24 protein-coding genes are annotated in these 23,320 nt (G+C 69.4%); 12 read left to right on the plus strand and 12 right to left on the minus strand.

Translation table 11 applies throughout. From position 1 onward, the window contains the following. Positions 1-13: 13 nt before the first annotated feature. The 6 genes from CFB43_RS29490 to CFB43_RS29515 form a co-directional block, all read right to left on the minus strand. Positions 14-520 (minus strand): GNAT family N-acetyltransferase, encoded by a 507-nt coding sequence (locus CFB43_RS29490; RefSeq protein WP_071333118.1) that lies wholly within the window; start codon positions 518-520, stop codon positions 14-16. Beyond that, the gene (locus CFB43_RS29495; RefSeq protein ID WP_089497656.1) at positions 517-822 is read right to left on the minus strand and encodes a type II toxin-antitoxin system TacA family antitoxin; all 306 of its coding nucleotides are present in this window, start codon (positions 820-822) and stop codon (positions 517-519) included. The genes CFB43_RS29490 and CFB43_RS29495 overlap by 4 nt, the downstream gene beginning before the upstream one ends. A 329-nt stretch (positions 823-1,151) precedes the next feature. After that, on the minus strand, positions 1,152-3,896 hold the full coding sequence (locus CFB43_RS29500; protein WP_089497657.1) for an Hsp70 family protein: 2,745 nt from the start codon (positions 3,894-3,896) through the stop codon (positions 1,152-1,154). Between the two features lie 5 nt (positions 3,897-3,901). Next, the gene (locus CFB43_RS29505) at positions 3,902-5,743 is read right to left on the minus strand and encodes an Hsp70 family protein (protein WP_089497658.1); all 1,842 of its coding nucleotides are present in this window, start codon (positions 5,741-5,743) and stop codon (positions 3,902-3,904) included. Next, positions 5,740-6,333: a DUF2760 domain-containing protein gene (locus tag CFB43_RS29510; RefSeq protein WP_089497659.1), complete on the minus strand. Its 594-nt coding sequence runs from the start codon at positions 6,331-6,333 to the stop codon at positions 5,740-5,742. Before CFB43_RS29510 ends, CFB43_RS29505 begins: the two co-directional genes overlap by 4 nt. Before the next feature lie 252 nt (positions 6,334-6,585). Beyond that, the gene (locus tag CFB43_RS29515; RefSeq protein WP_089497660.1) at positions 6,586-7,026 is read right to left on the minus strand and encodes an RrF2 family transcriptional regulator; all 441 of its coding nucleotides are present in this window, start codon (positions 7,024-7,026) and stop codon (positions 6,586-6,588) included. Positions 7,027-7,185: 159 nt separating this feature from the next. Between CFB43_RS29515 and CFB43_RS29520 the strand changes: the two genes are divergently transcribed. The 5 genes from CFB43_RS29520 to CFB43_RS29540 all read left to right on the plus strand — a co-directional run bounded on the left by CFB43_RS29520 (position 7,186) and on the right by CFB43_RS29540 (position 12,279). Further along, complete coding sequence (locus CFB43_RS29520; RefSeq protein ID WP_089497661.1) at positions 7,186-8,100, plus strand: NAD(P)/FAD-dependent oxidoreductase; 915 nt, start codon at positions 7,186-7,188, stop codon at positions 8,098-8,100. Positions 8,101-8,247: 147 nt separating this feature from the next. Then, on the plus strand, positions 8,248-9,174 hold the full coding sequence (locus CFB43_RS29525) for a LysR substrate-binding domain-containing protein (RefSeq protein ID WP_089497662.1): 927 nt from the start codon (positions 8,248-8,250) through the stop codon (positions 9,172-9,174). A gap of 147 nt (positions 9,175-9,321) precedes the next feature. Then, a complete protein-coding gene (locus tag CFB43_RS29530; RefSeq protein ID WP_089497663.1) occupies positions 9,322-10,452 on the plus strand; it encodes a DSD1 family PLP-dependent enzyme in 1,131 nt (376 codons plus the stop codon). 110 nt (positions 10,453-10,562) lie between these two features. Continuing rightward, a complete protein-coding gene (locus CFB43_RS29535; RefSeq protein ID WP_089497664.1) occupies positions 10,563-11,534 on the plus strand; it encodes an ornithine cyclodeaminase family protein in 972 nt (323 codons plus the stop codon). A 22-nt stretch (positions 11,535-11,556) separates the two neighbouring features. Next, the gene (locus tag CFB43_RS29540) at positions 11,557-12,279 is read left to right on the plus strand and encodes an HAD family hydrolase (RefSeq protein WP_089497665.1); all 723 of its coding nucleotides are present in this window, start codon (positions 11,557-11,559) and stop codon (positions 12,277-12,279) included. A gap of 127 nt (positions 12,280-12,406) precedes the next feature. On the opposite strand, the gene CFB43_RS29545 is transcribed toward CFB43_RS29540, so the two are convergent. After that, positions 12,407-13,024, minus strand: coding sequence for a glutathione S-transferase family protein (locus CFB43_RS29545; RefSeq protein WP_089497666.1), 618 nt, complete (start codon positions 13,022-13,024; stop codon positions 12,407-12,409). An 88-nt stretch (positions 13,025-13,112) separates the two neighbouring features. Next, a complete protein-coding gene (locus CFB43_RS29550; protein ID WP_089497667.1) occupies positions 13,113-13,481 on the minus strand; it encodes a hypothetical protein in 369 nt (122 codons plus the stop codon). Between the two features lie 80 nt (positions 13,482-13,561). Between CFB43_RS29550 and CFB43_RS29555 the strand changes: the two genes are divergently transcribed. Next, positions 13,562-14,029, plus strand: coding sequence for a MarR family winged helix-turn-helix transcriptional regulator (locus tag CFB43_RS29555; RefSeq protein ID WP_089497668.1), 468 nt, complete (start codon positions 13,562-13,564; stop codon positions 14,027-14,029). Between the two features lie 36 nt (positions 14,030-14,065). On the opposite strand, the gene CFB43_RS29560 is transcribed toward CFB43_RS29555, so the two are convergent. After that, a complete protein-coding gene (locus tag CFB43_RS29560; RefSeq protein ID WP_089497669.1) occupies positions 14,066-14,659 on the minus strand; it encodes a TetR/AcrR family transcriptional regulator in 594 nt (197 codons plus the stop codon). A gap of 118 nt (positions 14,660-14,777) precedes the next feature. Here CFB43_RS29560 and CFB43_RS29565 point away from each other — a divergent pair, with 118 nt between their 5' ends. The 4 genes from CFB43_RS29565 to CFB43_RS29580 all read left to right on the plus strand — a co-directional run bounded on the left by CFB43_RS29565 (position 14,778) and on the right by CFB43_RS29580 (position 18,154). After that, on the plus strand, positions 14,778-15,830 hold the full coding sequence (locus tag CFB43_RS29565) for a saccharopine dehydrogenase family protein (protein ID WP_089497670.1): 1,053 nt from the start codon (positions 14,778-14,780) through the stop codon (positions 15,828-15,830). Continuing rightward, entirely contained in the window at positions 15,827-16,588 is a 762-nt protein-coding gene (locus CFB43_RS29570) for an isocitrate lyase/PEP mutase family protein (RefSeq protein WP_089497671.1), read from the plus strand. Before CFB43_RS29565 ends, CFB43_RS29570 begins: the two co-directional genes overlap by 4 nt. A 114-nt stretch (positions 16,589-16,702) precedes the next feature. After that, positions 16,703-17,260, plus strand: coding sequence for a carboxymuconolactone decarboxylase family protein (locus CFB43_RS29575; RefSeq protein ID WP_089497672.1), 558 nt, complete (start codon positions 16,703-16,705; stop codon positions 17,258-17,260). A 48-nt stretch (positions 17,261-17,308) separates the two neighbouring features. Next, positions 17,309-18,154 carry a helix-turn-helix domain-containing protein gene (locus tag CFB43_RS29580; RefSeq protein ID WP_089497673.1) on the plus strand — a complete coding sequence of 282 codons (846 nt, stop codon included), beginning with the start codon at positions 17,309-17,311 and terminating at the stop codon, positions 18,152-18,154. 30 nt (positions 18,155-18,184) lie between these two features. On the opposite strand, the gene CFB43_RS29585 is transcribed toward CFB43_RS29580, so the two are convergent. Next, positions 18,185-19,396 (minus strand): MFS transporter, encoded by a 1,212-nt coding sequence (locus CFB43_RS29585; protein ID WP_089497674.1) that lies wholly within the window; start codon positions 19,394-19,396, stop codon positions 18,185-18,187. A 70-nt stretch (positions 19,397-19,466) separates the two neighbouring features. On the opposite strand from CFB43_RS29585, the gene CFB43_RS29590 reads away from it, so the two are divergent. Beyond that, complete coding sequence (locus CFB43_RS29590) at positions 19,467-20,516, plus strand: AraC family transcriptional regulator (RefSeq protein WP_089497675.1); 1,050 nt, start codon at positions 19,467-19,469, stop codon at positions 20,514-20,516. A gap of 98 nt (positions 20,517-20,614) precedes the next feature. Here the strand turns inward: CFB43_RS29590 and CFB43_RS38570 are convergent, their stop codons facing one another. After that, entirely contained in the window at positions 20,615-20,782 is a 168-nt protein-coding gene (locus CFB43_RS38570) for a hypothetical protein (RefSeq protein ID WP_174976067.1), read from the minus strand. A 56-nt stretch (positions 20,783-20,838) separates the two neighbouring features. Then, on the minus strand, positions 20,839-22,746 hold the full coding sequence (locus CFB43_RS29595; RefSeq protein ID WP_089498184.1) for a DUF3857 domain-containing transglutaminase family protein: 1,908 nt from the start codon (positions 22,744-22,746) through the stop codon (positions 20,839-20,841). 369 nt (positions 22,747-23,115) lie between these two features. Here CFB43_RS29595 and CFB43_RS29600 point away from each other — a divergent pair, with 369 nt between their 5' ends. Continuing rightward, positions 23,116-23,301, plus strand: coding sequence for a hypothetical protein (locus CFB43_RS29600; RefSeq protein WP_089474198.1), 186 nt, complete (start codon positions 23,116-23,118; stop codon positions 23,299-23,301). The last annotated feature ends 19 nt before the right edge of the window (positions 23,302-23,320 follow it).

The following is a 23,320-nucleotide window of genomic DNA, read 5'->3' on the forward strand; positions in this document are numbered from 1 at the left end:
GTTCGATGCGCGCTCACGTCAACGACGCGCGCAAATCGGTCAGTGTGATCATGACTGTCATAGGGTCCAGCGGCGACGGCTCGAATCCGACCTGCAGATAGAAGCGCTGCGCGTCGGCCGACAGTGCATGTGCGAGCAGCCCGCGAATCCCGATGGTGTCGGCCGCCTGCATGACCCGTAGCCCGGCGTCACGCAGCAGCCCGCGGCCCAGTCCGCGGCCCTGCCAGGCCCGGTCTACCGCGAGCCTGGCCAACACGACGACCGGTACGGGGTCCGGCATGTTGCGGCGAAACCGTCCGGGTGCGGCCGCAACATCCACCGCACCAGACGCTAGCGCGTAGTAGGCAACGACGCGCTGGTCATCACACACCACGAAGGTACGTGACGCGCCGCTCACGTGGTTACGCAGGGCTCTCCGCTTGAGCCAATCGTCCAGGTTCGGCTCACCCGAATCGAAGGCGTCCAGGGCGCCCGCCTGCGCATGTTCCAGCGTAATCGGGGTGGGCGCGCGCAGCGTCATGCGACGGGGCCGCCCGAGCCGTCCCACGGCGCGGGCGTCTGCATCGTGCGCCGCAACTGGGGATTCGGCGCCGGTGACGCATCGAGCCGCGCGACGAACGCGGCATACGCGTCGGGACTGGCGCGCACCAGCGTCGCCTCGAGCAGGGTTTCCTCAGCGGCCGCGCGGGCGGCGGACAGGATGAAGTCGGTGCGGTTCTGCCCGCGTGCGGCGGCCGCGCGATCGATCAGGTCGCGTTCGTCAGGCTGCACGCGCAAGTTCAGGGTGTCGCGCTTGGTCGGGGGGCGATGGGTAGCGGACATGGAGGAGCCTCCGGTCAACAACAGTGCTTGGATACCCATATTGTACTGACATTGTCAGTACGATTCCACCGACTATCAAGGTTCAGAACGCGGCCTACGTGTTTTGACACGTTAAACACAATGCCGCTAATGCCCTTTAGCGGCATTGAAAGAATCGAAAGAAAAACCCGGCCGGGGCATACAAGGCGGGAACAGAATCCGTCCGCGACTATCGCGCCCTGTTCCGGCGCATAGTTGGCTAGCGACCAGGCGGCCGGATCGGCCCAGCCAAGTTGCTTGCATCTTCGCTACCCTCTCCGAACGGTGCCTAAACGTGTGGCAGTACGCGCTCACCCCGCCAGCAGCTTCAACCCCGCCGGCAGCGTTTCGCCGAACACGCGCACCGTGTCGGCTTCGTCGAACGCGATCGCTTCACGGACCATGTCGATCCAAGCCGCCGACGCATTCGCGGCCGACAGGCGCTTGATCACGGCCTCGCGTGTGTCGTCCGGCAAATCGCGCGAACGGTCTCCGGTCATCCGCGCAATCTGTGCAGCCGCGAACGCCGCCGGCTCGACCTGTTTCCAGTCGAGCGCGAACAGCGCATCGAGCCAGCCGGTGGCGACTTCCGCCGGCACGACGCTGTGCGCGCTGCCGTAGAACGGCCGGCGCGCACCGATGCGTCCGAGCGCCCACGCGCACAGCGTGCGCTCCGCCGGCTTCTGCAATTGCGCGATCAGCCGCTCGGCCAGCTCGACCTTGCGTTCAACGGGCAGTCGCTCAAGCGACGCGGACAACCGCGTCATATCGGCCGGTCCGACCTTGCCCGGATCGAACGGCAGCTTGCGCCGCTTGTCGTCGGTCGGTTCGAGGAACGCGATCGCGTCGCGCACCTGCGTCTGCGCATCGTCGTCGAGGCCGCCGGCCACGCGCCGCCACAACGTCCACCACTCGGACCACACCTGAGCGTCGGTCACATACTGAATCCCGTCGTCGAACAGCGGCCACAGCTGCTCGATGCGCCATGCATCGAGCGGATGCCCGAACCCCGGACGCAGGCAATAGCCGGCCAGGTTCAGCCACGCACGTTCGTGATCGGCCGAGCGCCGCCGCCGACGTGCGCGCGCGAGCAACGCATCGAACAATTCACGCGCGAGCGCAACGTCCCAGTCTTCACGCGCACCGAGCACCTGCTCGAGCTGCGCGCGCAGCCGGCGCGTCTCTTTCGGCGTGACGCCGGCGGCCTTGCTGCCGAACGAGCGCTCGATCAGTTCGAGCGCCTGATCGAGCCGCGGGTGCCGCGCGAGCGCAGCGTCGTCGCCCTGCACGGGCGCATCGCCGCGCAGCTGGAATTCGAGCCGCCAGCGGCGCGACGCATCGTCGGTCGCGATGCAGTGCATTTCGAGCGTGCCGACTTCCGTCAGCGACGCGGTGAGCTTCACGGGTGTTTCGCGCGCATCGCCGCCCACTTTTGCGTCGACGACCGTCGCGATCGGCGGCAGCCGCACGAAATCGCCGCCGTCGAGATCGACGAGATCGCCGGGCCGATACGCGGTGTCGGCCACCGTGGATACGAGGTGGAAACGCACCGGCTGCCCGAGTTGCAGCGCGAACGTGCGATCGTCGAGCCGGATCTCGTGGCCCTCCTCCGTGCCGCGCGGCAGCAGGCACACGCCACGCGCGGCCGCGCCTTCGGCGCCATCGTCGAGCACGAGGAAATAGCTGCGCGCGGACCCGCCGCCGATGCGCGGCGCATGACCGGCACGCGCGAGCCCGTAGGCCACCGCACCGCGTGCGACCGCGACGTCCGGATGCGCGTTGTGCAGCACGTCGAGCGGCGCACCGCGCCACGCGCCGAGCGTCTGCGCGAGACGGCCGGCGAGCGCGCCCGCGCGGAACACGCCGCCGTTGAGCAGCAGCGTGTCGGGCAGCGGGCCTTCCGCATGCCGGTTCAGGAACGCGGCGACGTGCCGCGTGACGGCCGCGTCGCTCGCATACGGCAGCCCGAATTCGACGATCGCGGCGCGCGCACGGCGCGGCAGTTCGCCGGCTTCGACCTGCGGGAAGAAACCGTCGACGACGATCTGCTCGGCTTCCTGCCGCGTCAGCTCGGCCGAACGCGCACCGCCGACGAGCTTGCTGCCCGCGCCGAGCAGCGTGACGTTGACGGATTCGGGGGCATCGTCGCCGAGCAGCCGCTCCTTCGCGGCGCGGCAACGCTCGACGAGCTGCGACAGGCTCGCGGCGGACAGCCGCGTGCCGGGCTCGGTCAGCCGCGACTCGACCAGGCGCGCGAGCGCGAGGTCCATGTTGTCGCCGCCGAGCATCAGGTGGTTGCCGACGCCGACGCGCGTGAAGGTCGGCTCGCCGTCGCCGCCCGGCGCGACATCGACGAGCGTGAGATCGGTCGTACCGCCGCCGACGTCGCAGATCAGCACGCGACGCGCAGCGGCAAACGTCTCGCGCAGCGTGTCGCGCTGCCCGTACAACCAGTCGTAGAACGCGGCCTGCGGCTCTTCCAGCAGCCGCAGCGCGGGCAGCTTCGCACGTCGCGCGGCCTCGACCGTCAGCGCCCGCGCGCCGTCGTCGAACGACGCGGGCACCGTCAGGATCACATCCTGCTTCGCGAGCGGTGCGTCGGGAAAACGGGCATCCCATGCGTCACGCACGTGCGCGAGATAGCTCGCGCTCGCATCGACCGGCGACACCTTGTCGACGTCGTCGGCCGCGCCCCACGGCAGGATCGCCGCGAGCCGGTCGACCGACGCGTGCGACAGCCAGCTCTTCGCGCTCGTCACGAGCCGGCCCGGCACCTGCGCGCCGAGCGTGCGCGCGTAGCGGCCGATCACGGCCGGCGTCGCACCGGCCGCGCTCGCTTTCGCGTGGGCCGCCCACGGCAGCCGCAGCGTATCCGGCGGCAGCTCGCCCGCCGCCGGGTGATAGCGCACCGACGGCAGCAGCGGCTGTGCCGCCACCGCGCCGGGGCCGACCAGCTGCTCGACGTCGAACACGCGGATCGCGTCGGAACCGGCCTCGACGTATGCGACGACCGTATTGCTCGTGCCGAGGTCGATCCCGACCGTATAGCGCTTCATCGCGCTCAGGCGGCGCCGCGCACGTCGAACTCGACCTTCCAGCGCTCGTCCGTGCCGCTCGGGATCGCCTCGAGTTCGAGCGTGCCGGCTTCTGTCACGCGCGCATGCAGCTTCACCGGCACGACCTCGCCGACGGTGCGCCCTTCGGCGGGCAGCGTCGCCTGGATTTCCTCCAGCTCCTGCAGCTCTTCCGGCGACCAGTAGTCGAGCAGCGTGCCGACCTGGTCCTGACGGCGCACCGACGACCCGAAGAAGCGGAACTGCACCGGTTCGCCGACGACGAGGCCGAACTCCTGCGGCGGCAGTGCCGCGTCCGAGCCCTCCTCCATCCCGAACGGCGCGACGCACAGCGCCTGCACCGGCGGTTCGAGCCCCGGCACGGCCGGCATCGCCGATTCGATCGCGACGTAGTACGCACGCGCCGTGCCGCCGCGAATGCGCACGCCGCGGCCGCGCTTCACGTAGCCGTAGTACGCCGCGCCGCGCGCAACCGCGAGATCGAGATCCGCGCCTTCGAGCAGGCGCGCGGGCGGCGCACCTTCAGCGGCGAGCCAGCTGTTGAGCGTATCGAGCACGCGCTGCGTGAGCAGCGTCGACTTGAACACGCCGCCGTTGAACAGCACGGCGGTCGGATGCAGGAACGTCGCGCCCTGCGGCAGCGTGCGCTGCACGCCGTCGAGCGAGTCGAGCGCCGCGACCTGGCGGCCGAGGAACGCCGCGAGATGGCGCGTGATGCCCGCGTCCTGCGCATACGGCAGGCCGAGCTGCGTCAGGCCGACGCGGGCGCGGCTCACCGGGCGCGCGGCCGCGTCGACTTGCGGGAAGAAGCCTTCGAGGATCGTCTGCGTGAGTTCCGCGCGCGTCAGCTCCGTGCGGATCGACCCGCCGATCAGCTTCGAGCCGCGGCTCGGCACGACGAGCGGCACCGCGTCGGTCGTCGGGTCGGACAGCAGCGTTTCCTTCGCGGAACGGCACGCGTACGTGAGCGCGCGCAGTTGCCACGGATCGGCCTGCGTGCCCTGCTGCGCGAGCTTGCGCGCGACGATGTGCGCAAGCGCGAGGTCCATGTTGTCGCCGCCGAGCAGGATGTGCTCGCCGACCGCCACGCGATGCAGTTCGAGATTGCCTTCGCGCTCGACCACCGCGATCAGCGACAGGTCGGTCGTGCCGCCGCCGACGTCGACGCACAGGATCAGGTCGCCGACCTGCACCTGCTTGCGCCAGCCGCCCTGGCTCTTCTGGATCCAGCTGTACAGCGCGGCCTGCGGCTCCTCGAGCAGCGTCATCCGCGAGTAGCCGGCGGCGCGGGCGGCCTCGGCCGTCAGCTCGCGCGCGGCCGGGTCGAACGATGCGGGGATCGTGACCGTCACGTCCTGGTCGGCGAACGGCGCGTCGGGATGCGTGTGGTCCCACGCTTCGCGCAGGTGCGTCAGGTAGCGGATCGAGCTTTCCAGCGGCGACACGCGCGCCACTTCCGGCGGCGCATCGCTCGGCAGGATCGCCGCGCGGCGGTCGACACCCGGGTGGCACAGCCAGCTCTTCGCGCTCGACACGAGGCGGATCGGGGTGCCGGCGCCGCTCGTGCGGGCCATCTCGCCGACCGCGAAGCCGCGCGAGGCCGTCCACGGCAGCGTCAGGTCGCCCTGCGTGAGTTCGCTTTCATGCGGCAGGTAGAGGAACGACGGCAGCAGGTCGCGCGACTCCAGCGCGCCGGGCGCGGTGAGCTGCGCGATCGGCAGCACCTGCTGCGTGATGGTTTCGCCGTCGCTCGCGGCGCTGTCGACGTACGACAGCGCGCAATGGGTGGTACCGAGATCGATGCCGATCGAATAGCGCGGATCGCTCACAGTTCCACCTCCGCCGGTGCGACGACCGACGCGTCGTGGCTGCCCGTCAGCTTCGGCAGGCGCACGTCGGCGACCCGCCAGCCGCGATGGCTGACGGTGCCCGTGAACGGCGCGGCGCCGACCACGTTGCCGGTCACGCGCACGGCCGTCGCGTCGAAGCCGGCCGGCAGCGTCACGCGGCTGCCTTCGGCTTCGTCGCGCACCGGCACGATCGTGAAGTGTTCGCGCAGCGCGGCACGGCAGCCGTCGTGCACGAGGCGTGCGGCCGCGCCGATGTCGGCGTCCGCGTAGCCGGCGATGTCTTCCTCGACGAAGTCGATGAAGCGCGCATCGCGCTGCAGCAGGCCGAGCAGTTGCAGCGCGGCCTGCGGGCTCGCTTCGCGCAGCTCGGGTGCCGGCGCCTTCACGGGCGCGGCGGCAGGCGCCGGGGACGGCGCGGGGGCCGCGGCGGGGGCCGGCGCGACCGGTGCCGGGGCGCCATCGCGCACGCGCAGCACGCCGGCCGCGAACTCGCGGTTGCCGAGCACGGAGAAAAACGTGCCGACGGCCAGCGACAGCCGGCCGAAGAAGGACAGGTTGGATTCGGGCATGGGGTCTGGACTCCTGTGGGCTCGCGACATGACGAGCGTTTCTTGCCTGGGCGCCCGGCGGCGGCGTGCGGATGGCGCACCGCCGCCGCCCGGCGCGTGATTCGGTCGCGCCCTCGCGGGTGCGGAAAACCCGTATTTTGCCCTGTGGCGGGCGAACCGGGCAGAAGTTGGGGGACAGAACATCGCGACGCAGCGTTTTCGGCCACGTCGGCGCGCACATGGCGCGACGCCCGGCCGCGATGCTGCGGCGCGTCAGCGCGGCTTGCGCCGCTTCGCGTGCTTCGCCTCGAAATCGCGCGACAGCATGCCGAGCGTGACTTCGCCGAAGCGGGCGAGCAGCGTCGTCTCGGCCTCCTTCAGCGTGGCCGACAGGTGCGCATTGACGGCCTGCTCGACCAGGCATTCGGCCTCGTCGTCGGTCACCAGATCGGAGAACAGCGGCGGCTCGCCCACCGCGCGATAGACGTCGAGCAGCGTGATGTCGTCGAGCGCGACGCTCAGCACCCAGCCGCCGCCATGCCCCTTCTCCGACTGCACGTAGCCGCAGTCGCGCAAGCCGCCGAGCAGGCGCCGCACGACGACCGGGTTCGTGCACAACATCGTCGCGATCGCGTCGGACGTCATCGGGCCGTCGGCCTGATCCATGTGGATCAGCGCATGCAGCATGCGCGACAAGCGGCTATCGGTTCTCACGGGCGGCGCCCCTCTCTCGAAACTTTTGAAGTTGCGTGAATGATACCATCGCCCTATCATGCAACTTCTCGTGTTTCGTGAGTTGGGTTGAGTTGAGTTGAGACGACCACCATCGGAGCACGTCCGTCATTCACGCAGGTTCAGGAAAGGAGTCGGTGCATGCATGGCCATCATGAAGTGATCGTGATCGGCGGCAGCTTTGCGGGGCTGTCGGCCGCGATGCAGCTTGCTCGGGCGCGCCGCCGTGTGCTCGTAGTCGACGCCGGCCGGCCGCGCAACCGCTTTGCCGCGCACGCGCACGGTTTTTTCGGGCAGGACGGCAAGCCGCCCGCACAGATCGTCGAGCAGGCCGCCGCGCAGCTCGCCGCGTACCCCACCGTGCAACGGATCGCAGGCGACGTGCGCACGGCCGAGCGCGATGCGGACGGCCGCTTCCACGTGACGCTCGCCGACGGCAGCCGGGCGAGCGCCGACCGGTTGATCCTCGCGACCGGTATCCGCGACGAACTGCCCGCACTGCCGGGGCTGGCGGAACGCTGGGGGGTGAGCGTGCTGCATTGTCCGTACTGCCATGGATACGAGGTGAGCGGCCAGCGGCTCGGCGTGCTCGCCACGCATCCGCTGTCGGTGCATCAGGCGATCCTGATTCCGGACTGGGGCCCGACGACGTGGTTCACGCAGGGTGTAGTCGAGGCGAACGAAGAAGAAGCCGCGTTGCTCGATGCGCGCGGCGTGCGCATCGAACGGTCGCCGGTCGTGGAAATCCTCGGCGATGCGCCGCGAATCGAAGCGTTGCGGCTCGCCGACGGGCAGGTCGTGCCGATCGATGCGCTGTTCGTCGGCGCGCCCACGGCGATGGCGAGCGATCTCGCGCAGCAGCTCGGCTGTGCATTCGACGACGGGCCGCTCGGCCCGGTCGTGCGCGTCGATGCAATGAAGCAGACGAGCGTCGCCGGCGTGTTCGCGGCCGGCGACGCGTCGACACCGATGAGCAACGCAACGTTCGCATCGGCGTCGGGCGTGATGGCCGGGGTGGCCGCGCACCGGTCGCTGATTGTCGGGCTCGACCGGTAACGATGCGTGGCGCCGCGGGCCGTGTCATTCGAAGCGGCCACGCAATCCGATTCGGTGCGCGACCGACGCGATCCACCGCCGCACCGATGGATTCGCGTCGCAATGTGCGGTTTAATGCTCGGCACACCCAGCATTAAGAGACACGAAATGCTCGACCTCGACGACCTTCGACTCGTCCGCGCGATCGGCACGTCGCGCTCGCTGGCCGCGGCCGCGCGGCTGCTCGATCTCACGCCGCCCGCGGTCACGATTCGCCTGCAGCGGATGGAAGCGCGATTGAACGCCCGGCTCGCCGTGCGGCAGCCGAAAGGGATCGCGTTGACCGACGAAGGGCAGCGCCTGTACCAGGAAGCCGTCGACATCCTCGAGCGCGTGGAGGCGCTGCCGGTCAGCATCTCGGGCGACCACGGCGACGTGCGCGGCACGCTGCGCGTCGTCGCCCCGCTCGGCTTCGGCCGCAAGTACGTCGCGCGGATCGTGCGCGACGTGCAGCGCGCGCATCCGAAGCTCGACATCGCGCTCCACCTGTCGGAGAGCCCGTTGACCAGCGCGCCGGGCGCCGACGTGGTCGTTCATGTCGGCAGCCTCAAGTCGTCGTCGTGGATCGGGTATCCGCTCGCGCCCAATGACCGCTTTCTGTGCGCGAGCCCCGCCTATGCGCGCCGCATCAAGGAACTGAACCATCCGTCCGACCTGGCCCGCTACGACTGCCTGTGCCTGCGCGAGAACGACGAGGACATCCCGCGCTGGCGCTTCTCGCAAGGCGGCGACGTCAAGGGCGAACCGCGCCGGTCCGCCGTGATCCGCGTGACCGGCGCGCTGTCGTCGAACGACGGCACCGTCATCACGGAATGGGCGCTGGCGGGGCTCGGGATCGTCGAGCGCTCCGAGTGGGACGTCGCGCCGCTGCTGGCGAACGGCAAGCTCGTCCGGTTGCTGCCCGACTGGCACCTGCCGCCCGCCCCCGTGACGGCGCTGCTGCCGTCGCGCACCGGCCGCTCCGCGCGGCAACGGGTGTTCCTCGAAGCCGCGACACGGTTGCTCAGCCCGCCGCCGTGGCGTGGCAACGCGTGAGCCGCGCCGCGCATCCACACGATTCAGTCGATCCAGTCGATTAAGCAGCGTTTAATGCCGGATTAGCGATGCGTTAAACCCGAGATTCATCCACGGCCCTACAGTGTTCACATCGTTCACATCGGCAACCCTCCGAGGCAACGCATCGTGGATCTTCAAACCCTCAACACCCCGGCCGCCCTGATCGACATCGGCCGCATGCAGCACAACATCGGCCGCATGCAGGCGCATCTGGACGCGCTCGGCGTCCGGTTCCGGCCACACGTCAAGACCACCAAGAGCACGCAAGTCGTCGATGCCCAGATCGCGGCCGGCGCACAGGGCATCACGGTGTCGACGCTCAAGGAAGCCGAACAGTTTTTCGCGCACGGTATCCGGGACATCGTCTACGCGGTCGGCATGGTGCCCGCGAAGCTGGGCCAGGCGCTCGCGCTGCGCCGGCAGGGCTGCGACCTGAAGCTCGTCGCCGACAGCCTGCCGGCCGCACACGCGATCGCCGAATTCGGGCGCGCGCACGACGAGCGCTTCGACGTGTGGATCGAGGTCGACGTCGACGGCCACCGCTCCGGGATTCCGCCCGACGCCGACCTGCTGATCGACGTGGGCCGCGCGCTGGTCGACGGCGGGATGGTGCTCGGCGGGGTGTTGGCACACGCGGGCTCCAGCTACGAATACAGCACGCCCGACGCACTGGCGGCGATCGCCGAGCAGGAACGCAGCCGCACCGTGCGGGCGGCGGAGCGCCTTCGCGCTGCCGGGCTGCCCTGCCCGGTCGTGAGCATCGGCTCGACCCCCACCGCCCTCGCGGCGGAACATCTCGAAGGCGTGACCGAAGTGCGCGCCGGCGTGTACGTGATGTTCGACCTCGTGATGCACAACATCGGCGTGTGCGACCTGTCCGACATCGCGCTGTCGGTGCTGACCACCGTCATCGGGCACCAGGAAGAAAAAGGCTGGGCGATCGTCGACGCCGGCTGGATGGCGATGAGCCGCGACCGCGGCACGCAGCGCCAGGCGCACGACTTCGGCTACGGGCAAGTTTGCACCGAACACGGCGACGTGCTCGGCGACTACGTGATGAGCGCCGCCAACCAGGAGCACGGGATCGTGTCGCGTGCAGGCACGCCCGACGCCGGCATCGCGCAACGGTTTCCGATCGGCACCCGCCTGCGCATCCTGCCGAATCACGCGTGCGCCACCGGTGCGCAACATCCCGAATATCAGGCGATCGGCGAAGACGGCGGCGCGCAGACGTGGCCGCGCTTCTACGGGTGGTGAGCAAAACCGCGCACCCGTGCCGCCCCGTCGATTCATTGACTCTTTGTCCAAACTTGGACAAAATTTAAACCACCCCGATTTGCCTGGCGCCGAAAGCGCTTGCCCCGAACATGCCGACCGACGACCGACTCCTGCTTCTCGACCGCGATACCGTCGCGCCCGCCCTCCAGGCCGCGCAAGTGACGGCGGCCGTTCGCGAAGCCTTCGTGCTGCACAGTCAACGGGCCGGACGCGTGTTCCCGGTGGTGCGTGAGAAGCTGCACACCGGCGGCGTGTTCGGCATCAAGTCGGGCGATGTCGCGAATCAGGACCTGCTCGGTTTCAAGGCGGCCGGATTCTGGCCCGGCAACCGCGGGCTCGGCGGCGAACCGCATCAGGCCACCGTCGCGCTGTTCGACCCGGCTACGGGCCGCCCGCTGTGCATCATGGACGGCAATGCGATCACCACCGCGCGCACCGGCGCCGCCGGCGGCCTCGGTCTGCAACTGCTCGCGCGACGCGACAGCACGCGAATCTGCGTGTTCGGCACCGGCGTGCAGGCGCGCGTCCAGCTCGACTACGCACTGGGGCTGCTACCGCAACGGTGCACCGTGCAGTACGTGAGCGCCAGCGGCGAGCCCGACCCGGCGTTCGAATCGGCCTTCCGGGAACGATGCACGATCGGCGTGGCGCGCGACCGGAACGACGCGGTGGCCAACAGCGACGTGGTGATCACGGCAACGCCCGGCGGCGGCCCGCTGTTCGATGCGGACGCGGTGCAGCCGGGCACCCACCTGACCTGCGTGGGCGCCGACACCGCCGGCAAGCGCGAGCTGCCGGCCGGCGTGCTGGAACCCGCGCGGATTGTCGTGGACGATCACGACCAGGCGCGCAGCATCGGCGAGTGCCAGTGGGCGCCGGATTTGCCACGCACGGAAATCGGTGACATCCTCGCGGGAACCGCGACGGTCGACCGCGCGCCGCACGAGATCACCGTCTTCGACATGACCGGGCTCGCGCTGCAGGACCTGACCGTCGCACGCTTCCTGTATCGGCAGGCCCTCGAAAACGGCACCGGAATCGCCATTCCGTGGCCCTGGTAAACGAAACGCCCCGTCAACCTCCATGCGTCTCACCCAAGTTTCCGCGCTCTCGTTCGACCTGGACGACACCCTGTGGCCGTTCGGGCCATCCGTCGTACGGGCCGAAGGGGAGCTTCGCACGTGGCTGATCGAGCACGCGCCCGGTACCGAGCGGGTGCTGCCCACGCAGCAGGCGCTCAGCGACTTGCGTGAGGAATACGAACGATTGTGCCCCGATCTCGCCGGCGACTTCCGCGCGATGAGAATCGGCTCGATCCGGCTTGCGCTGGAGCGCGCGAACGAAGATGTCGCGCTCACCGACCGTGCGTACGCGGCCTTCTATGCCGCGCGCAACCGGGTTGAATTCTATGAAGATGCGTTGCCGGCGCTCGCGTGGTTGAGTGCGCGGTTTCCGTTGATCGCGGTGACCAACGGCAACGCGGATCTGCGACTGACCGGCGGCGGCGAATTCTTTCGTGCGACGCTCAGTGGGCAGGCGTTCGGCGTCGCGAAGCCGGAGCCCGGGATCTTCCATGCGGCGGCGGAATCGCTCGACGTGCCACCGGCGGAACTGCTGCATGTCGGCGATGACTACCACCTCGATATCGTCGGCGCATTGAACGCGGGGCTGCAGGCGGCGTGGGTGGTGCGCGATACGCACCGGGAAGCGGAGCGCGTGCAGCAGCAGGCCGCGACCCCGCACGTCACGCTCAGCGACCTGTCGATGCTGTGCCGCATGCTTGGCGGGCCTGACGACGTAGTGTGAGCCCCTGCGTGCGCCGCGTGCGCGACGCACGCGTCACCGTCCTGAAACGCGCAAGACCGCCGCTCGCCGAACGCACCGACGCAGCGGTCGGCCATGCCGATGCAGCGCATGACCGGCCGCCGAACGTTCACGCCGCCTTGCGCGCGTCCGCGATCCGCTGCGGTGCCTTCGGCCGCGCATACAGCCGTTCGAGATACGCACACAACTGCGGAAACGATTCGATCAGGTTGCACTCACCCGCCCAGTCGATCAGGTAAGCCGTCACGCAATCGGCCACCGTCAGCGTATCGCCGACGATGAATTCGCGCCCTTCGAGATGCTTGTCGAGGATCGCCGCCATCGTCCTGAAATCCTCGCGCGCCAGTTCGATGTCGGCCGGCGAGCGCTTCTCCGGCGGATAGATGAACGAGTGCCGCGTGATCCGCCACAGCGGCTGCTCGAGCTCCGTCACCGCGAACATGACCCATCGGTACGCCTCGGCCCGCAGCGCCGGATCGTCCGGCAGCAACGCCTTCTCCGGGTACTTGTCCGCGAGATACAGCACGATCGCGGCCGATTCGGGAATCACGAGATCGCCGTCCACCAGCACGGGCACCTTGCCGGCCGGATTGAGGCGCAGGAATTCGGGCCGCTTGTGTTCGCCCTGGAGCAGGTTCACCGAGATGAACTCGAAATCGGCATCCAGCTCCTTCAGCCCCCACAGCGCGCGTTGCGAGCGGGTGCCGGCAAATCCGTAAAGCTTCATCGCCAGTCTCCATCCAGAATGTCGGGAAAACGTCCACCTGCCGGCCACGGCGCATCGCCGATACACGGCGCCGGGCCTCGCCCGCCGTTCACGCACCGGGAATCGGCAGCACCGGCATCACGTCGATCGCCACGCCCGGGAACAGCGTGAAATGCGGATGGCCTTCGAACAGCGCGGCCGCGGCTTCGTGCGAGGCCGCCCGCACGACGGTGAAGCCGCTCATCGCGTTCGCCGTGTCCTTGACGCCGGCGGCATCGATGGTCTTCGTCTTGCCGAGCGGGCCGCCCATCTCGACGATCGCGTCGCGATGCCGGTCGACCCACGCATGCCATGCGGCGATGCCGTCGCGCTCGCGCGTGCGCCGCTCCTCGTCCGGCAGCGCCATCCACGCCTTCATCGCCGGGCTATCCTTCGTCCCGAGAAATACCGCGAGATACAACTGCTGTTGAGCACTCATGTGTCCCCTCCGGTGACGGACGCGACGGGCTGCCGCGCCTCGACCTTGACACGATAGGTTGATATCAACACAATTGCAACATGGCACGAAAAGAAAAGCTCCCCTTCGAAACGACGCTGATGGTGCGCGATTGCTGCCTGTGCCTGCACATGCAGCGCGCGGCGCGTAATCTTGCGCGGATCTTCGACGATGTGCTGCGCCCGCTGGAGCTCACCAACGGCCAGTTTTCGCTGCTGATGTCGCTGAACCGGCCCCAGCCGGCACCGATGAAATCGGTCGCGTCGCTGCTCGCGATGGACCGCACCACGCTCACGGCCGCGCTGAAGCCGCTCGAGCGGCGCGGCCTGGTCACGATCATCCAGGATCCGGACGACCGGCGCAGCCGCCTGCTCGAACTGACGCCGGCCGGCCACGACCTGCTGGCCGCGGCGTTTCCGCTGTGGCAGCAGACGCATGCCGAGATCGAACGGCCGTTCGCGCCGGGGGAAGTCGATCAGTTGCGCGGCCAGTTGCGCGCGCTGTCGGTCGATCCGGCCGCGCGCGACTGAACCGGACCGGCGCGCGGATCGCCGCGGCCACGCGGCTTACTTGCGGCCCTTCTTCGGCAACAGCAGTTGCGCGAATTCCTGCAGGAAAGCCACGGGCCCATGCGCATGCAACGCCTGCCCGCTGCTCAGCGCGCCGTCGATCACGGTCGCAAGCCGCAGCGCGAAGGTTTCCGGCTCGTCGACACCCATCGCATCCGCCAGCTCGGTCAGCCGGCGCCGCAATTCCTGCTTGTGCGCGACGGCCACCTTGCGGGCCGGATGGTTGCCGTCCGCGTATTCGGCGGCGATGTTGATCTGCGGGCAGCCGCGATAGCCGGGGCGCGCAATGCGCTCGCCGATCCATTGCAGTTGCGCATCCAGTTCCTCGCGCGGCGTGCGCCGGTACTGCGCGGCCACCGCATCCCAATGCGCCCAGAAATCGGCGTCCTCGCGCAGCAGGAACGCTTCGATCAGGTCGTCCTTCGTCGTGAAGTAACGATAGAGGCTCGTCTTCGCCACGCCTGCCTGCGCGACGATCAGGTCCACGCCGACCGCGCGCGTACCCTCCCGGTAGAACAGCTCGCTGGCCGTTTGCAGAATGCGTTCGCGCGTATCGGGCGCGCTCCCTGGTGTACCCGTTTCTTTTTTCATCCCGACCCGGCCTGGCTGGCCGCCCACTCCCGCAACAGTGATCCGATCATAGCACCGCGTGCTTGACGACGCTACAGGTCTGTACTATAAAACAGACCGTTCTGTATCGGAGTAGATCATGGATGATCGAATGACGGTTGCAGTCTATGGCGCCACGGGTCATACCGGGCGGTTCGTCGTCGCCGAACTGGCCCGGCGCGGCCTGCGCGCGATCCGCATCGGGCGCGATGCCGCGCGGCTCGCGGAGGACGGCGGCGATACGGCGCTCGCGCTCGCACGCGTCGCCGCGATCGACGATCCTGCCGCGCTCGACGCCGCGTTGCGCGGCGCGGCTGCGGTCATCAACTGCGCGGGCCCGTACCTCGATACCGCATTGCCGCTGGCCGACGCGGCGCTGCGGGCCGGCATCCCCTATCTCGACCTGACCGCCGAGCAGCCGTCGGTGCTGGCGCTGGCCGAACACAGCGACGCGCGGGCGCGCGCCGCGGGCGCGACCCTCGTGCCGGCCGCGGCGTTCTACGGGGGCCTGGCCGACCTGCTCGTCACGGCCGTCGTGGACCCGCGCCAGCCGATCGAGCGCGTCGATATCGCAACCGGCCTCGACCGCTGGCACCCGACGCGCGGCACGCGCGTGACGGGCGAACGCAATCGCGCGGTGCGGCTCGTGCAGATGAACGGCAAGCCGACACCGGTGCCGTCGACCGCACGCGAACGCGCATGGCCGTTCCCGCCGCCGATCGGCCGCGTCGACGTGACGCTGCTGCCGTTTTCGGAAGTGATGACACTGTCGCGTCACTTGCGCATCGATACGATCGAATCGTGGCTCGCCACCGTCGCGCTGCGCGACGTGCGCGATGCCGCCACGCCGCCGCCCGAGCCGACCGACGCGCTGGGCCGCTCGGCACAGCAGTTCGCGATGGACGCGATCGTCGTGCAGGGCGGCACGACGCACCGCGCGACGGCGTCCGGGCAGGACATCTACGCAGTCAGCGCACCGATCATCGTCGAGGCAGCCGTGCGCCTGATCGCGGGCGACACCGTGGTGTCGGGCGGCGTGCGCAGTCTCGGCGAGCTGTTCGACGCGCGCGATTTCCTCGCGGCGCTCGATACGGTGGCAGTATCGTTCGGCACGACAACCGATCCGGTTTTCAACCAGGAGACGCAAGCATGAGCAGCAATGAGAAGGGTGCATATTTCCGTTCGCTTCACCGTGCGGGCCAGCCGCTGGCGCTGTTCAACGTATGGGACGCCGGCAGCGCGCGCACGGCGGCCGATGCGGGCGCCGTCGCACTGGCGACCGGCAGCTGGTCGGTCGCGGCGGCGAACGGTTTCGGCGACGGCGAGCAGATGCCGCGCGCGCTGATGATGGACGTGCTCGAGCGAATCACGCGCGCGACCGACCTACCCGTCACGGTCGATCTCGAAAGCGGGTACGGCGAGCGGCCGGAAGATGTCGCCGAAACGATCGCGCTCAGCATCAAGGCCGGCGCGATCGGCTGCAACCTCGAGGACAGCTTCCCGGCGACGGGCGAATTGCGCGACGTCGACGCAGCGGCGGCTCGTCTCGCGGCAGCCCGGCAGGCCGCCGATCGCGCGGGCGCCGACTACTTCATCAACGCGCGCACCGACGTGTTCTTCACGACGCCGGCCGACACGCACGACGAACGCCTGCTCGACGCCACGCTGGCCCGCGCACGCGCGTATGCCGCGGCCGGTGCCGATGGGCTGTTCGTGCCGGGGCTGGGCTCACCGGCGCTCATTCGCGCACTGACGGCCGCGTCGCCGCTGCCGGTGAACGTGATGCGCGTCACGGAGACGCCGACGCTCGCCGAGTTCGCGGAATACGGCGTGGCCCGCATCAGCCACGGGCCGTATCCGTACCTGCAGGCGATGAAGACGCTGGCGGAGCTGGTCAGGCAAGGCGGCTGACAACTTCGCGCGCATCGGATGATTACATCGCATGTAATTGGCGCGCGACACGGCCGCTCCTACGCTTCGGGTGTCGCGCCGCCAATCCGGCGGCGCCCCTCCCCCGGAGACACCATGTCCGCCTACCCGCTTCACACCATCGACTCGGCACCGGCCGCCTCAAAGGCCGTCCTCCAGCAGCTCCAGCAAACCTTCGGCATCGTCCCGAACATCGCGGCGGCCATGGCCGCGTCGCCGGTGCTGATCAACGGCTTCATCGGCCTGTTCGAGCGCGTGCACGCGAGCAGCCTCACCGAGCCGCAGATCCAGACGCTCCTGCTCACCAACGCGGTCACGAACGCGAGCGAATGGCCGGTCGCGTTCCATACCGCGCTGGCGCTGAAACAGGGTGTGACCCACGCCGACGTCGACGCGATCCGCCGCGGCGCCCTGCCCGGCGACGCGACCCTGGCCGCGCTGTCGGCCACCGCACGCAAGCTGATCGACACCCGCGGCCGCCTGTCCGAGGCCGACCGGCAGGCGTTCCTCGACGCCGGCTTCAGCGCTGAGCAGTTGCTGGAAGTGATCGCGGTGGTCGCCGCATCGACGATCACGAACTACGTCGGCAGCGTGACGCAGCCCGCGCTCGAAGCGCCGTTCGATGCATTCGCATGGCAGGCGAACGCCGAGTGAGTCCGATATAGTCGATCGCGTCGCTCACGGAGCGCCCAGGGAGGCACGATGAACGCCAGCCGTCGCGAACCGCACGCGCCGCCGCACGAACTCGGCCAGTTGCTGCGCTACTGGCGCGACGTGCGCGGCGTGAGCCAGCTCGACCTGTCGCTCGACGCGGGGATCTCGCAGCGCCAGATCAGCTTCATCGAAAGCGGACGCAGCGTGCCAGGCCGCGACACGCTGCTGACACTCGCGCAAACGCTGGACGTGCCGCTGCGCGAGCGCAATGCGCTGCTGCTCGCGGCCGGGTATGCACCGGTGTATTCGGAAGCGCCGTGGGATGCGCAGGAGATGCAGGGCGTGATCGGCGCGCTCGAACGCGTCGTGCGCCAGCACGATCCGTTTCCGGCGATCGTGATGGATCGCCACTGGAACGTGCTGATGACCAACGACGCGGCGCCGCGCTTCTTTGGCTGCTTCATCGACATGGCCGCGCGCGACGGCCCGCGCAACCTGCTGCGCCTGATGTTCGATCCGCACGGCATGCGGCCGTTCCTGGCCGACTGGGAGACGGTGTCGCGCAGCCTGCTGCAGCGCGTGCAGCGCGAAGCGGTCGGCCGCGTGATCGACGACGACACCCGGCAGTTGCTCGACGACCTGCTCGCGAGCCCCGATGCGCCGCGCGACTGGAAAACGCCGCCGGCGCCGGCCGCCGCCCCGTCGCTGCCGGTCATCCCGATCGGCTTCGTGCACGAAGGCGTCGTGCTGAATTACTTCTCGCTGGTCACGACGGTGGGGACGCCGCAAAGCGCCGCCGCGCAGGAACTGCGCATGGAGTGCATGTTCCCCGCCGACGACGCGACCGAAGCGCGTCACCGGCAGTTGCTCGACACGCACGCACCGGTGCGCTGAGCGGCGGGCCGGGCGGCCCGCCGGTGCAACTCATTCCGCCAGCGCGGGCCCCACGCCGACACGCTTCGGCACGCCGGTCACGATCGTCGCGACCGCAACAGCCAGCACGACGGCCGCGGCAACGAACACGCCGGCCGCCCCGTTCGCGTCGAACACGACGCCGCCGGCCGCCGCGCCCGTCGCGATCGCGAGCTGGATCGCCGCGACGATCAGCCCGCCCGCGCTCTCGGCCTCATCGGGCACGGTGCGCGTGACCCACGTCGACCACGCGACGGGCACGCCGCCGAACGCCATCCCCCACAACGCGACGAGCACCGCGTCGATCATCGGCGCGCGGCCGAGTGCGACGAGCGCGACGCCGAGCACGACCATCAGCGCGGGCATGCCGATCAGCATCGGCCGCAACCGGTGTTCGAGCACGCGGCCCGCGAGCGACGTGCCGACGAAGTTCGCGATGCCGTAGCCGAGCAGGATCGCCGACAGCCCGTTCACGCCGACGCCCGCGACCTGTTCGAGGAACGGCCGCAGGTACGTGAAGAACGCGAAGTGCCCGGTGAACACGAGGATCGTCGCGAACATGCCGAGGCCGACGGTCGGCCGGCGCAGCACGTCGATCAGCGTGCGCAGCCGCGTCGTGCCGCTCGGCGGCATCGACGGCAGTGTGAGGATCTGCGACACGAACGCAATGCCGCCGAGCGCGGCCGCGATCAGGAACACGTTGCGCCAGCCGATCAGGTGCCCGAAGTAACTGCCCATCGGCGCGGACGCGATCGTCGCGACCGCCACGCCGCTGAAGATGATCGACAGCGCACGCGGCACCATCGCCGTCGGCACGAGCCGCATCGCGGTAGCGGTGGCCATTGTCCAGAAGCCGCCGAGCGCGATGCCGAGCACGACGCGGCCGACCAGCAGCATTGCCAGGTTGGGCGCGAACGCGACCGCCAGGTTCGACGCGACGAGCAGCACCGAGAACACGAGCAGCACGCGCCGCCGGTCGATCGTGCGCGTCAGCGCCGAGATCAGCAGGCTCGTGACCAGCGCGACCGTCGCGGTGGCCGTGACGGCCTGCCCGGCCACGCCTTCGGTCACGCCGAGGCTGTCGGCCATCGGCGTCAGCAGGCTCGCCGGCAGGAATTCGGCCGTGACGAGCCCGAACACGCCGAGCGTCATCGCGAATACCGCGCCCCAGGCCGGTTCGCGGGGGGCCGCCGTCGAGGCGGCCGTGGAGGTTCCGGGATTCATGCGTGGTTCCGTGTCGGTTAGGGAAAGTACTGATGAGGGCGTATCGTAAGGAACCACGTCAGGACGGTCTATGACATACAATCCGTTCTTGTTGATCGATCGTCCGTATCTCGCTATGTCCGAGCCCCTTCTGCCCCCTATTCCCGATGTGCACGACCTCGTCAGCGAGCTGCTGCTGGGGATGCGCCTGAGCGGCGTCCAGTACCGCCGCATCCAGGTCGCGCGGCCGTTCGGGCTGAACTTCGGCCACGTGACGGGCCGTGCGCAGTTCCATTTCGTCGGGCGCGGGCCGGTGCTGCTGCGCGACGCGTCGGGCGCCACGATGCGGCTCGAAGCCGGCGACGCGATCCTGCTGCCGCACGGCGGCATGCACGCGCTGGTGTCGGACCCCGATGCACCGTGCCGCGAGATCAACGGCTTCGAGGTCGCGAAGATCTGCGACACGGTCGCGTCGGTGGCGTCGGCCGGCGTGTCGCCCGCCAGCTGCGCGACGACCGAGCCGGGTGCCGGCGATGCGCTGATCTTCAGCGCGTGCATGGAGCTCGATCTCGGCGGCATGCAGCCGCTGGTCGGCACGATGCCCGAGTTCATGCACGTCGGCACGCTGCTCGCGCGCTACCCGGAAATCCGCCCGATGCTCGATGCCATGGAGCGCGAAGCGTGCTCGGCGCGCGCGGGTTTCGCGGGCATCCTCGCGCGGCTCGCGGATGTGGTCGCGGCGTTCATCGTGCGCGGCTGGGTCGAGTGCGGATGCGGTGATGCGACGGGCTGGGTGCAGGCGCTGCGCGAGCCGAAGCTCGGCCGCGCGATCGTCGCCTTGCATCGCGACCCGGGCCGCAACTGGAGCGTGGCGGAACTCGCGACCGAAGCGGGCGTGTCGCGTTCGGTGTTCGCCGAACGCTTTCTCGCGGCCACCGGAATGACGCCGGTGCGCTACCTGACCGAGCTGCGGATGCGGCTCGCCGCGCAATGGATCACGCGCGACCACGAGACGATCGAGGCCGTCGCGTACCGGCTCGGCTACGGCTCGCTCGCCGCGTTCAGCCGCGCGTTCAAGCGCGTGGTGGGCAAGCCGCCGGGCGCCGTGCGCGCGGACGGCGAGGTGCGCGTCGAAGCGTAGTGCGTGACGTGGCGCGCGTCACGCTTCGCTTCACGCGTGATGCCGGCCGCGCCGCCAGGCGTCGCTCCAATGGCCCTCACACGTGATGGCAGCGTCGTTCAGTCGCTGCGCGCTTCCAGCTTGTCGATCAGCGCCGTCGCGCACTGCACGGCAAGCGCCGCGCACTGCTCCACGTCCACGACCGCACCGCTCGCCACGGTGCCTTGCACGATCCGGCCCAGCAATTCCTTCGAGAGATCGGCGATCTCGTGATCCCGTTCCGTCATGATGTTCCTCCTGCGCATCGACCGAGCGCATCGATGCGTTCACCTTCCCTGCCCGTTCAATGCCCTTTCGCCCGCACGACGACCTGCGCCTGCGTGTCGCGTTCGATGTGTTCGAGCGACGCGCGCAGCGCCGTGAATTCGTCCGGCGTGCACACCTGACGGCCGAAATCCGCGGTCATCCGCCGCGTCACCTGCACGACGCGCGCGGCCGCGTCGAATACGTAATGCGACGTGAAGTCGACGAAGCGGTCGTGCACGGCCGTATCGGCCGGCAGGTCGGTCACCGCGACGTCCGCCGGCAGCGCGATCTGGCCGGTCTCATCGAACGTGCCGCCGATGCAGCCCCACGGTTGCGTGCGCACGGGCTCGGCGAGCCAGTTCTCGACCTGCGTCGCGATGCCGCCCGTCAGGCTCGACAGCGCGGGCAATGCGGTCGTGCCGTCGGGCCACACGAAATGATCGAGCGTGCCCGACATCGTCACGTCGAACGGCCCGTCGGTCACGCGCCGGTCGCTGGTCGACAGCTGCGCGCGACCGCGCAAGCCGCTTTGCCGCAGCCGGTTGTTCGCGAGTTGCGCGATGGCATCGGGCGTCGCGCGGCGAAACAGGTTGCGTTCGAGTTCGGCCGTCCAGCCGTCGTCCTCGATGTACGCATGAAAACGCGTGGCGCCCGGCCCGGCCGCATCGATCTCCACCCGTGCGACGCGGCCGCGCGGCTGCGTGGCCGGCGTGCGCGACAGCACGCCCGTGTCGACCAGCAACGCGGGACGGTCCATCACGATCGGCGGCAGATAGCCGAATGCGATGCCGGCCGTCGTCGTGTCCGCAAAAAGCGCGAGATCGGGCAGCCACGTGATCGCGTGATTGATCGCACCACCGCCGTAACCGGGCACCGCCGGCAGCGTGTAGACGGACCCGAGATTGAGCAGCACCGGCTCGCTGCGGATGCCGACCGCCGCGAGCAGCGCGCCGAACAGCGCGACATGATCCTTGCAGTCGCCGTAGCGGTTGCGCAGGATGTCCGTCACGCGATGCGGCGCGGCGGCCGTTTCACCGAGAAACAACCCGACGTAGCGGATGTTCGCCTGCACCCAGTCGTACAGGATGCGCGCCTGGTCGTGCGGATCGGCGACACCCGCGGTGAGCGTGCGCGCCAGTTGCGCGACGGCCGGATCGTCCGCGCCCGGATCGACGGCCGCGTTGCGATAGCGCGCGGCGAACGCCGCATAGTCGGGCAGCGTCGACACGACGAGCCGGTCGCCATAGGTCGCGTAGCCGACCGCACCGTTCTCGATGCGGTCGTACGGGCCGTGCCGGTAGTCGAATTCGTAGCGCGTGCGGCCGTTCGCGGTGACCGGCGGCAGCGCGACGTAGCCGCGCGCATCTGAATACAGCGGCATGTCGGCCGGCACGTCGAAGATCAGCCGCTGGCGGTCGACCGGCTCGCGCGACGGCTCCACCGTATAGCCGAAGTAGCCGCGATTGACCGGCTTCGTGCGGGTCTTGCGGAACGCCACGCGCGTGCTCGACCCGGCTTCGACGCCGGGAAACACGACAGTGCGCAGCAGCCCGTCCTGGAACGTCGGCGCGCCGGCCGAGCGCGGCTCCTGCACGTCGCGAATGCCGTCCGCGCCGACCGGATGCGCGACCCCGTCGCGATCGATCGTCTCGGCCGCGAGCAGGTCCACCTTCTCGAGATTCCTGTCGAACCACACGTAGCGCTGCGCGATGGCATCGATACCGTTTGCATCGTTCGCGCGCAGCGTCGAATCGTCGTGCTCGTCGAGCGCGCCGTCGTGCTGGATCACGAATTCGTGGACATCGCTGACGACCGTGACGGGCGCGCCGCCGCCCGTGTCGATCGTGTTGCCGTGGTCGCGCACATCGGCCATGGCCGCACCGGGGCCGAGCGCGATGGCGCAGGCGAGTAGCCGGCCGGTCCATCGGATAGGAAAAAGCACCACGTCGAAGCTCTCCGCGCGTTCGTTGCCGGGCGCCAGGGCCGCGCGCCGGCGCGAATGGTTCGATCCGCGTGACGCGCACATGACAACACACGCCGCGTGCCCGTCGTGCGAACCAGTGTGGGTGACGTGCCGGCGAGCGTCAAGCCGCGCCGCGGCGAGCCGGCTGCGCGATGCGGCGAGCTCGCCGGGCGTGCAGCGCAGGCTTCGCCACGCCGATGTGCCGCCGCCGTGCATCGTGCCCTGAGCCAGAGCGCCTTTTTTGCATCACGTCGCAACCTATCATTCATTCATTCAGATCATCCCTGCATGCAACGTCGACGGAACGACGCTCTGCCGGACACGACGTACCGGCATGGGGAAGGAGGCATCATGGCGATCATCAATAGCGACTTCGAAATGGGTTACCTCGTGATCGCGTTCACGCTACTGGGCCTGATCCTGTTCGGCGCACTGCTGACGGCGCTGCATCTACGGTGGCATCCGAGACTGATCGGCGCCGCGATCGGTGCGTTGCTCGGCATCGCGCTGATCGAAGCGATACCGATGCTGACGTGAGTACGGCCCGGCGCCCCTT

This window comes from Burkholderia sp. AU15512 (assembly GCF_002223325.1).
GTDB lineage: Bacteria > Pseudomonadota > Gammaproteobacteria > Burkholderiales > Burkholderiaceae > Burkholderia.

Coding starts and splice junctions, on each gene's coding strand:
- CFB43_RS29490 (WP_071333118.1), bottom strand. CDS start 520: ATGACGCTGCGCGCGCCCACCCCGATTACGCTGGAACATGCGCAGGCG.
- CFB43_RS29495 (WP_089497656.1), bottom strand. CDS start 822: ATGTCCGCTACCCATCGCCCCCCGACCAAGCGCGACACCCTGAACTTG.
- CFB43_RS29500 (WP_089497657.1), bottom strand. CDS start 3,896: ATGAAGCGCTATACGGTCGGGATCGACCTCGGCACGAGCAATACGGTC.
- CFB43_RS29510 (WP_089497659.1), bottom strand. CDS start 6,333: ATGCCCGAATCCAACCTGTCCTTCTTCGGCCGGCTGTCGCTGGCCGTC.
- CFB43_RS29520 (WP_089497661.1), top strand. CDS start 7,186: ATGCATGGCCATCATGAAGTGATCGTGATCGGCGGCAGCTTTGCGGGG.
- CFB43_RS29525 (WP_089497662.1), top strand. CDS start 8,248: ATGCTCGACCTCGACGACCTTCGACTCGTCCGCGCGATCGGCACGTCG.
- CFB43_RS29535 (WP_089497664.1), top strand. CDS start 10,563: ATGCCGACCGACGACCGACTCCTGCTTCTCGACCGCGATACCGTCGCG.
- CFB43_RS29540 (WP_089497665.1), top strand. CDS start 11,557: ATGCGTCTCACCCAAGTTTCCGCGCTCTCGTTCGACCTGGACGACACC.
- CFB43_RS29545 (WP_089497666.1), bottom strand. CDS start 13,024: ATGAAGCTTTACGGATTTGCCGGCACCCGCTCGCAACGCGCGCTGTGG.
- CFB43_RS29550 (WP_089497667.1), bottom strand. CDS start 13,481: ATGAGTGCTCAACAGCAGTTGTATCTCGCGGTATTTCTCGGGACGAAG.
- CFB43_RS29555 (WP_089497668.1), top strand. CDS start 13,562: ATGGCACGAAAAGAAAAGCTCCCCTTCGAAACGACGCTGATGGTGCGC.
- CFB43_RS29560 (WP_089497669.1), bottom strand. CDS start 14,659: ATGAAAAAAGAAACGGGTACACCAGGGAGCGCGCCCGATACGCGCGAA.
- CFB43_RS29565 (WP_089497670.1), top strand. CDS start 14,778: ATGGATGATCGAATGACGGTTGCAGTCTATGGCGCCACGGGTCATACC.
- CFB43_RS29570 (WP_089497671.1), top strand. CDS start 15,827: ATGAGCAGCAATGAGAAGGGTGCATATTTCCGTTCGCTTCACCGTGCG.
- CFB43_RS29575 (WP_089497672.1), top strand. CDS start 16,703: ATGTCCGCCTACCCGCTTCACACCATCGACTCGGCACCGGCCGCCTCA.
- CFB43_RS29580 (WP_089497673.1), top strand. CDS start 17,309: ATGAACGCCAGCCGTCGCGAACCGCACGCGCCGCCGCACGAACTCGGC.
- CFB43_RS29585 (WP_089497674.1), bottom strand. CDS start 19,396: ATGAATCCCGGAACCTCCACGGCCGCCTCGACGGCGGCCCCCCGCGAA.
- CFB43_RS29590 (WP_089497675.1), top strand. CDS start 19,467: ATGACATACAATCCGTTCTTGTTGATCGATCGTCCGTATCTCGCTATG.
- CFB43_RS38570 (WP_174976067.1), bottom strand. CDS start 20,782: ATGACGGAACGGGATCACGAGATCGCCGATCTCTCGAAGGAATTGCTG.
- CFB43_RS29600 (WP_089474198.1), top strand. CDS start 23,116: ATGGCGATCATCAATAGCGACTTCGAAATGGGTTACCTCGTGATCGCG.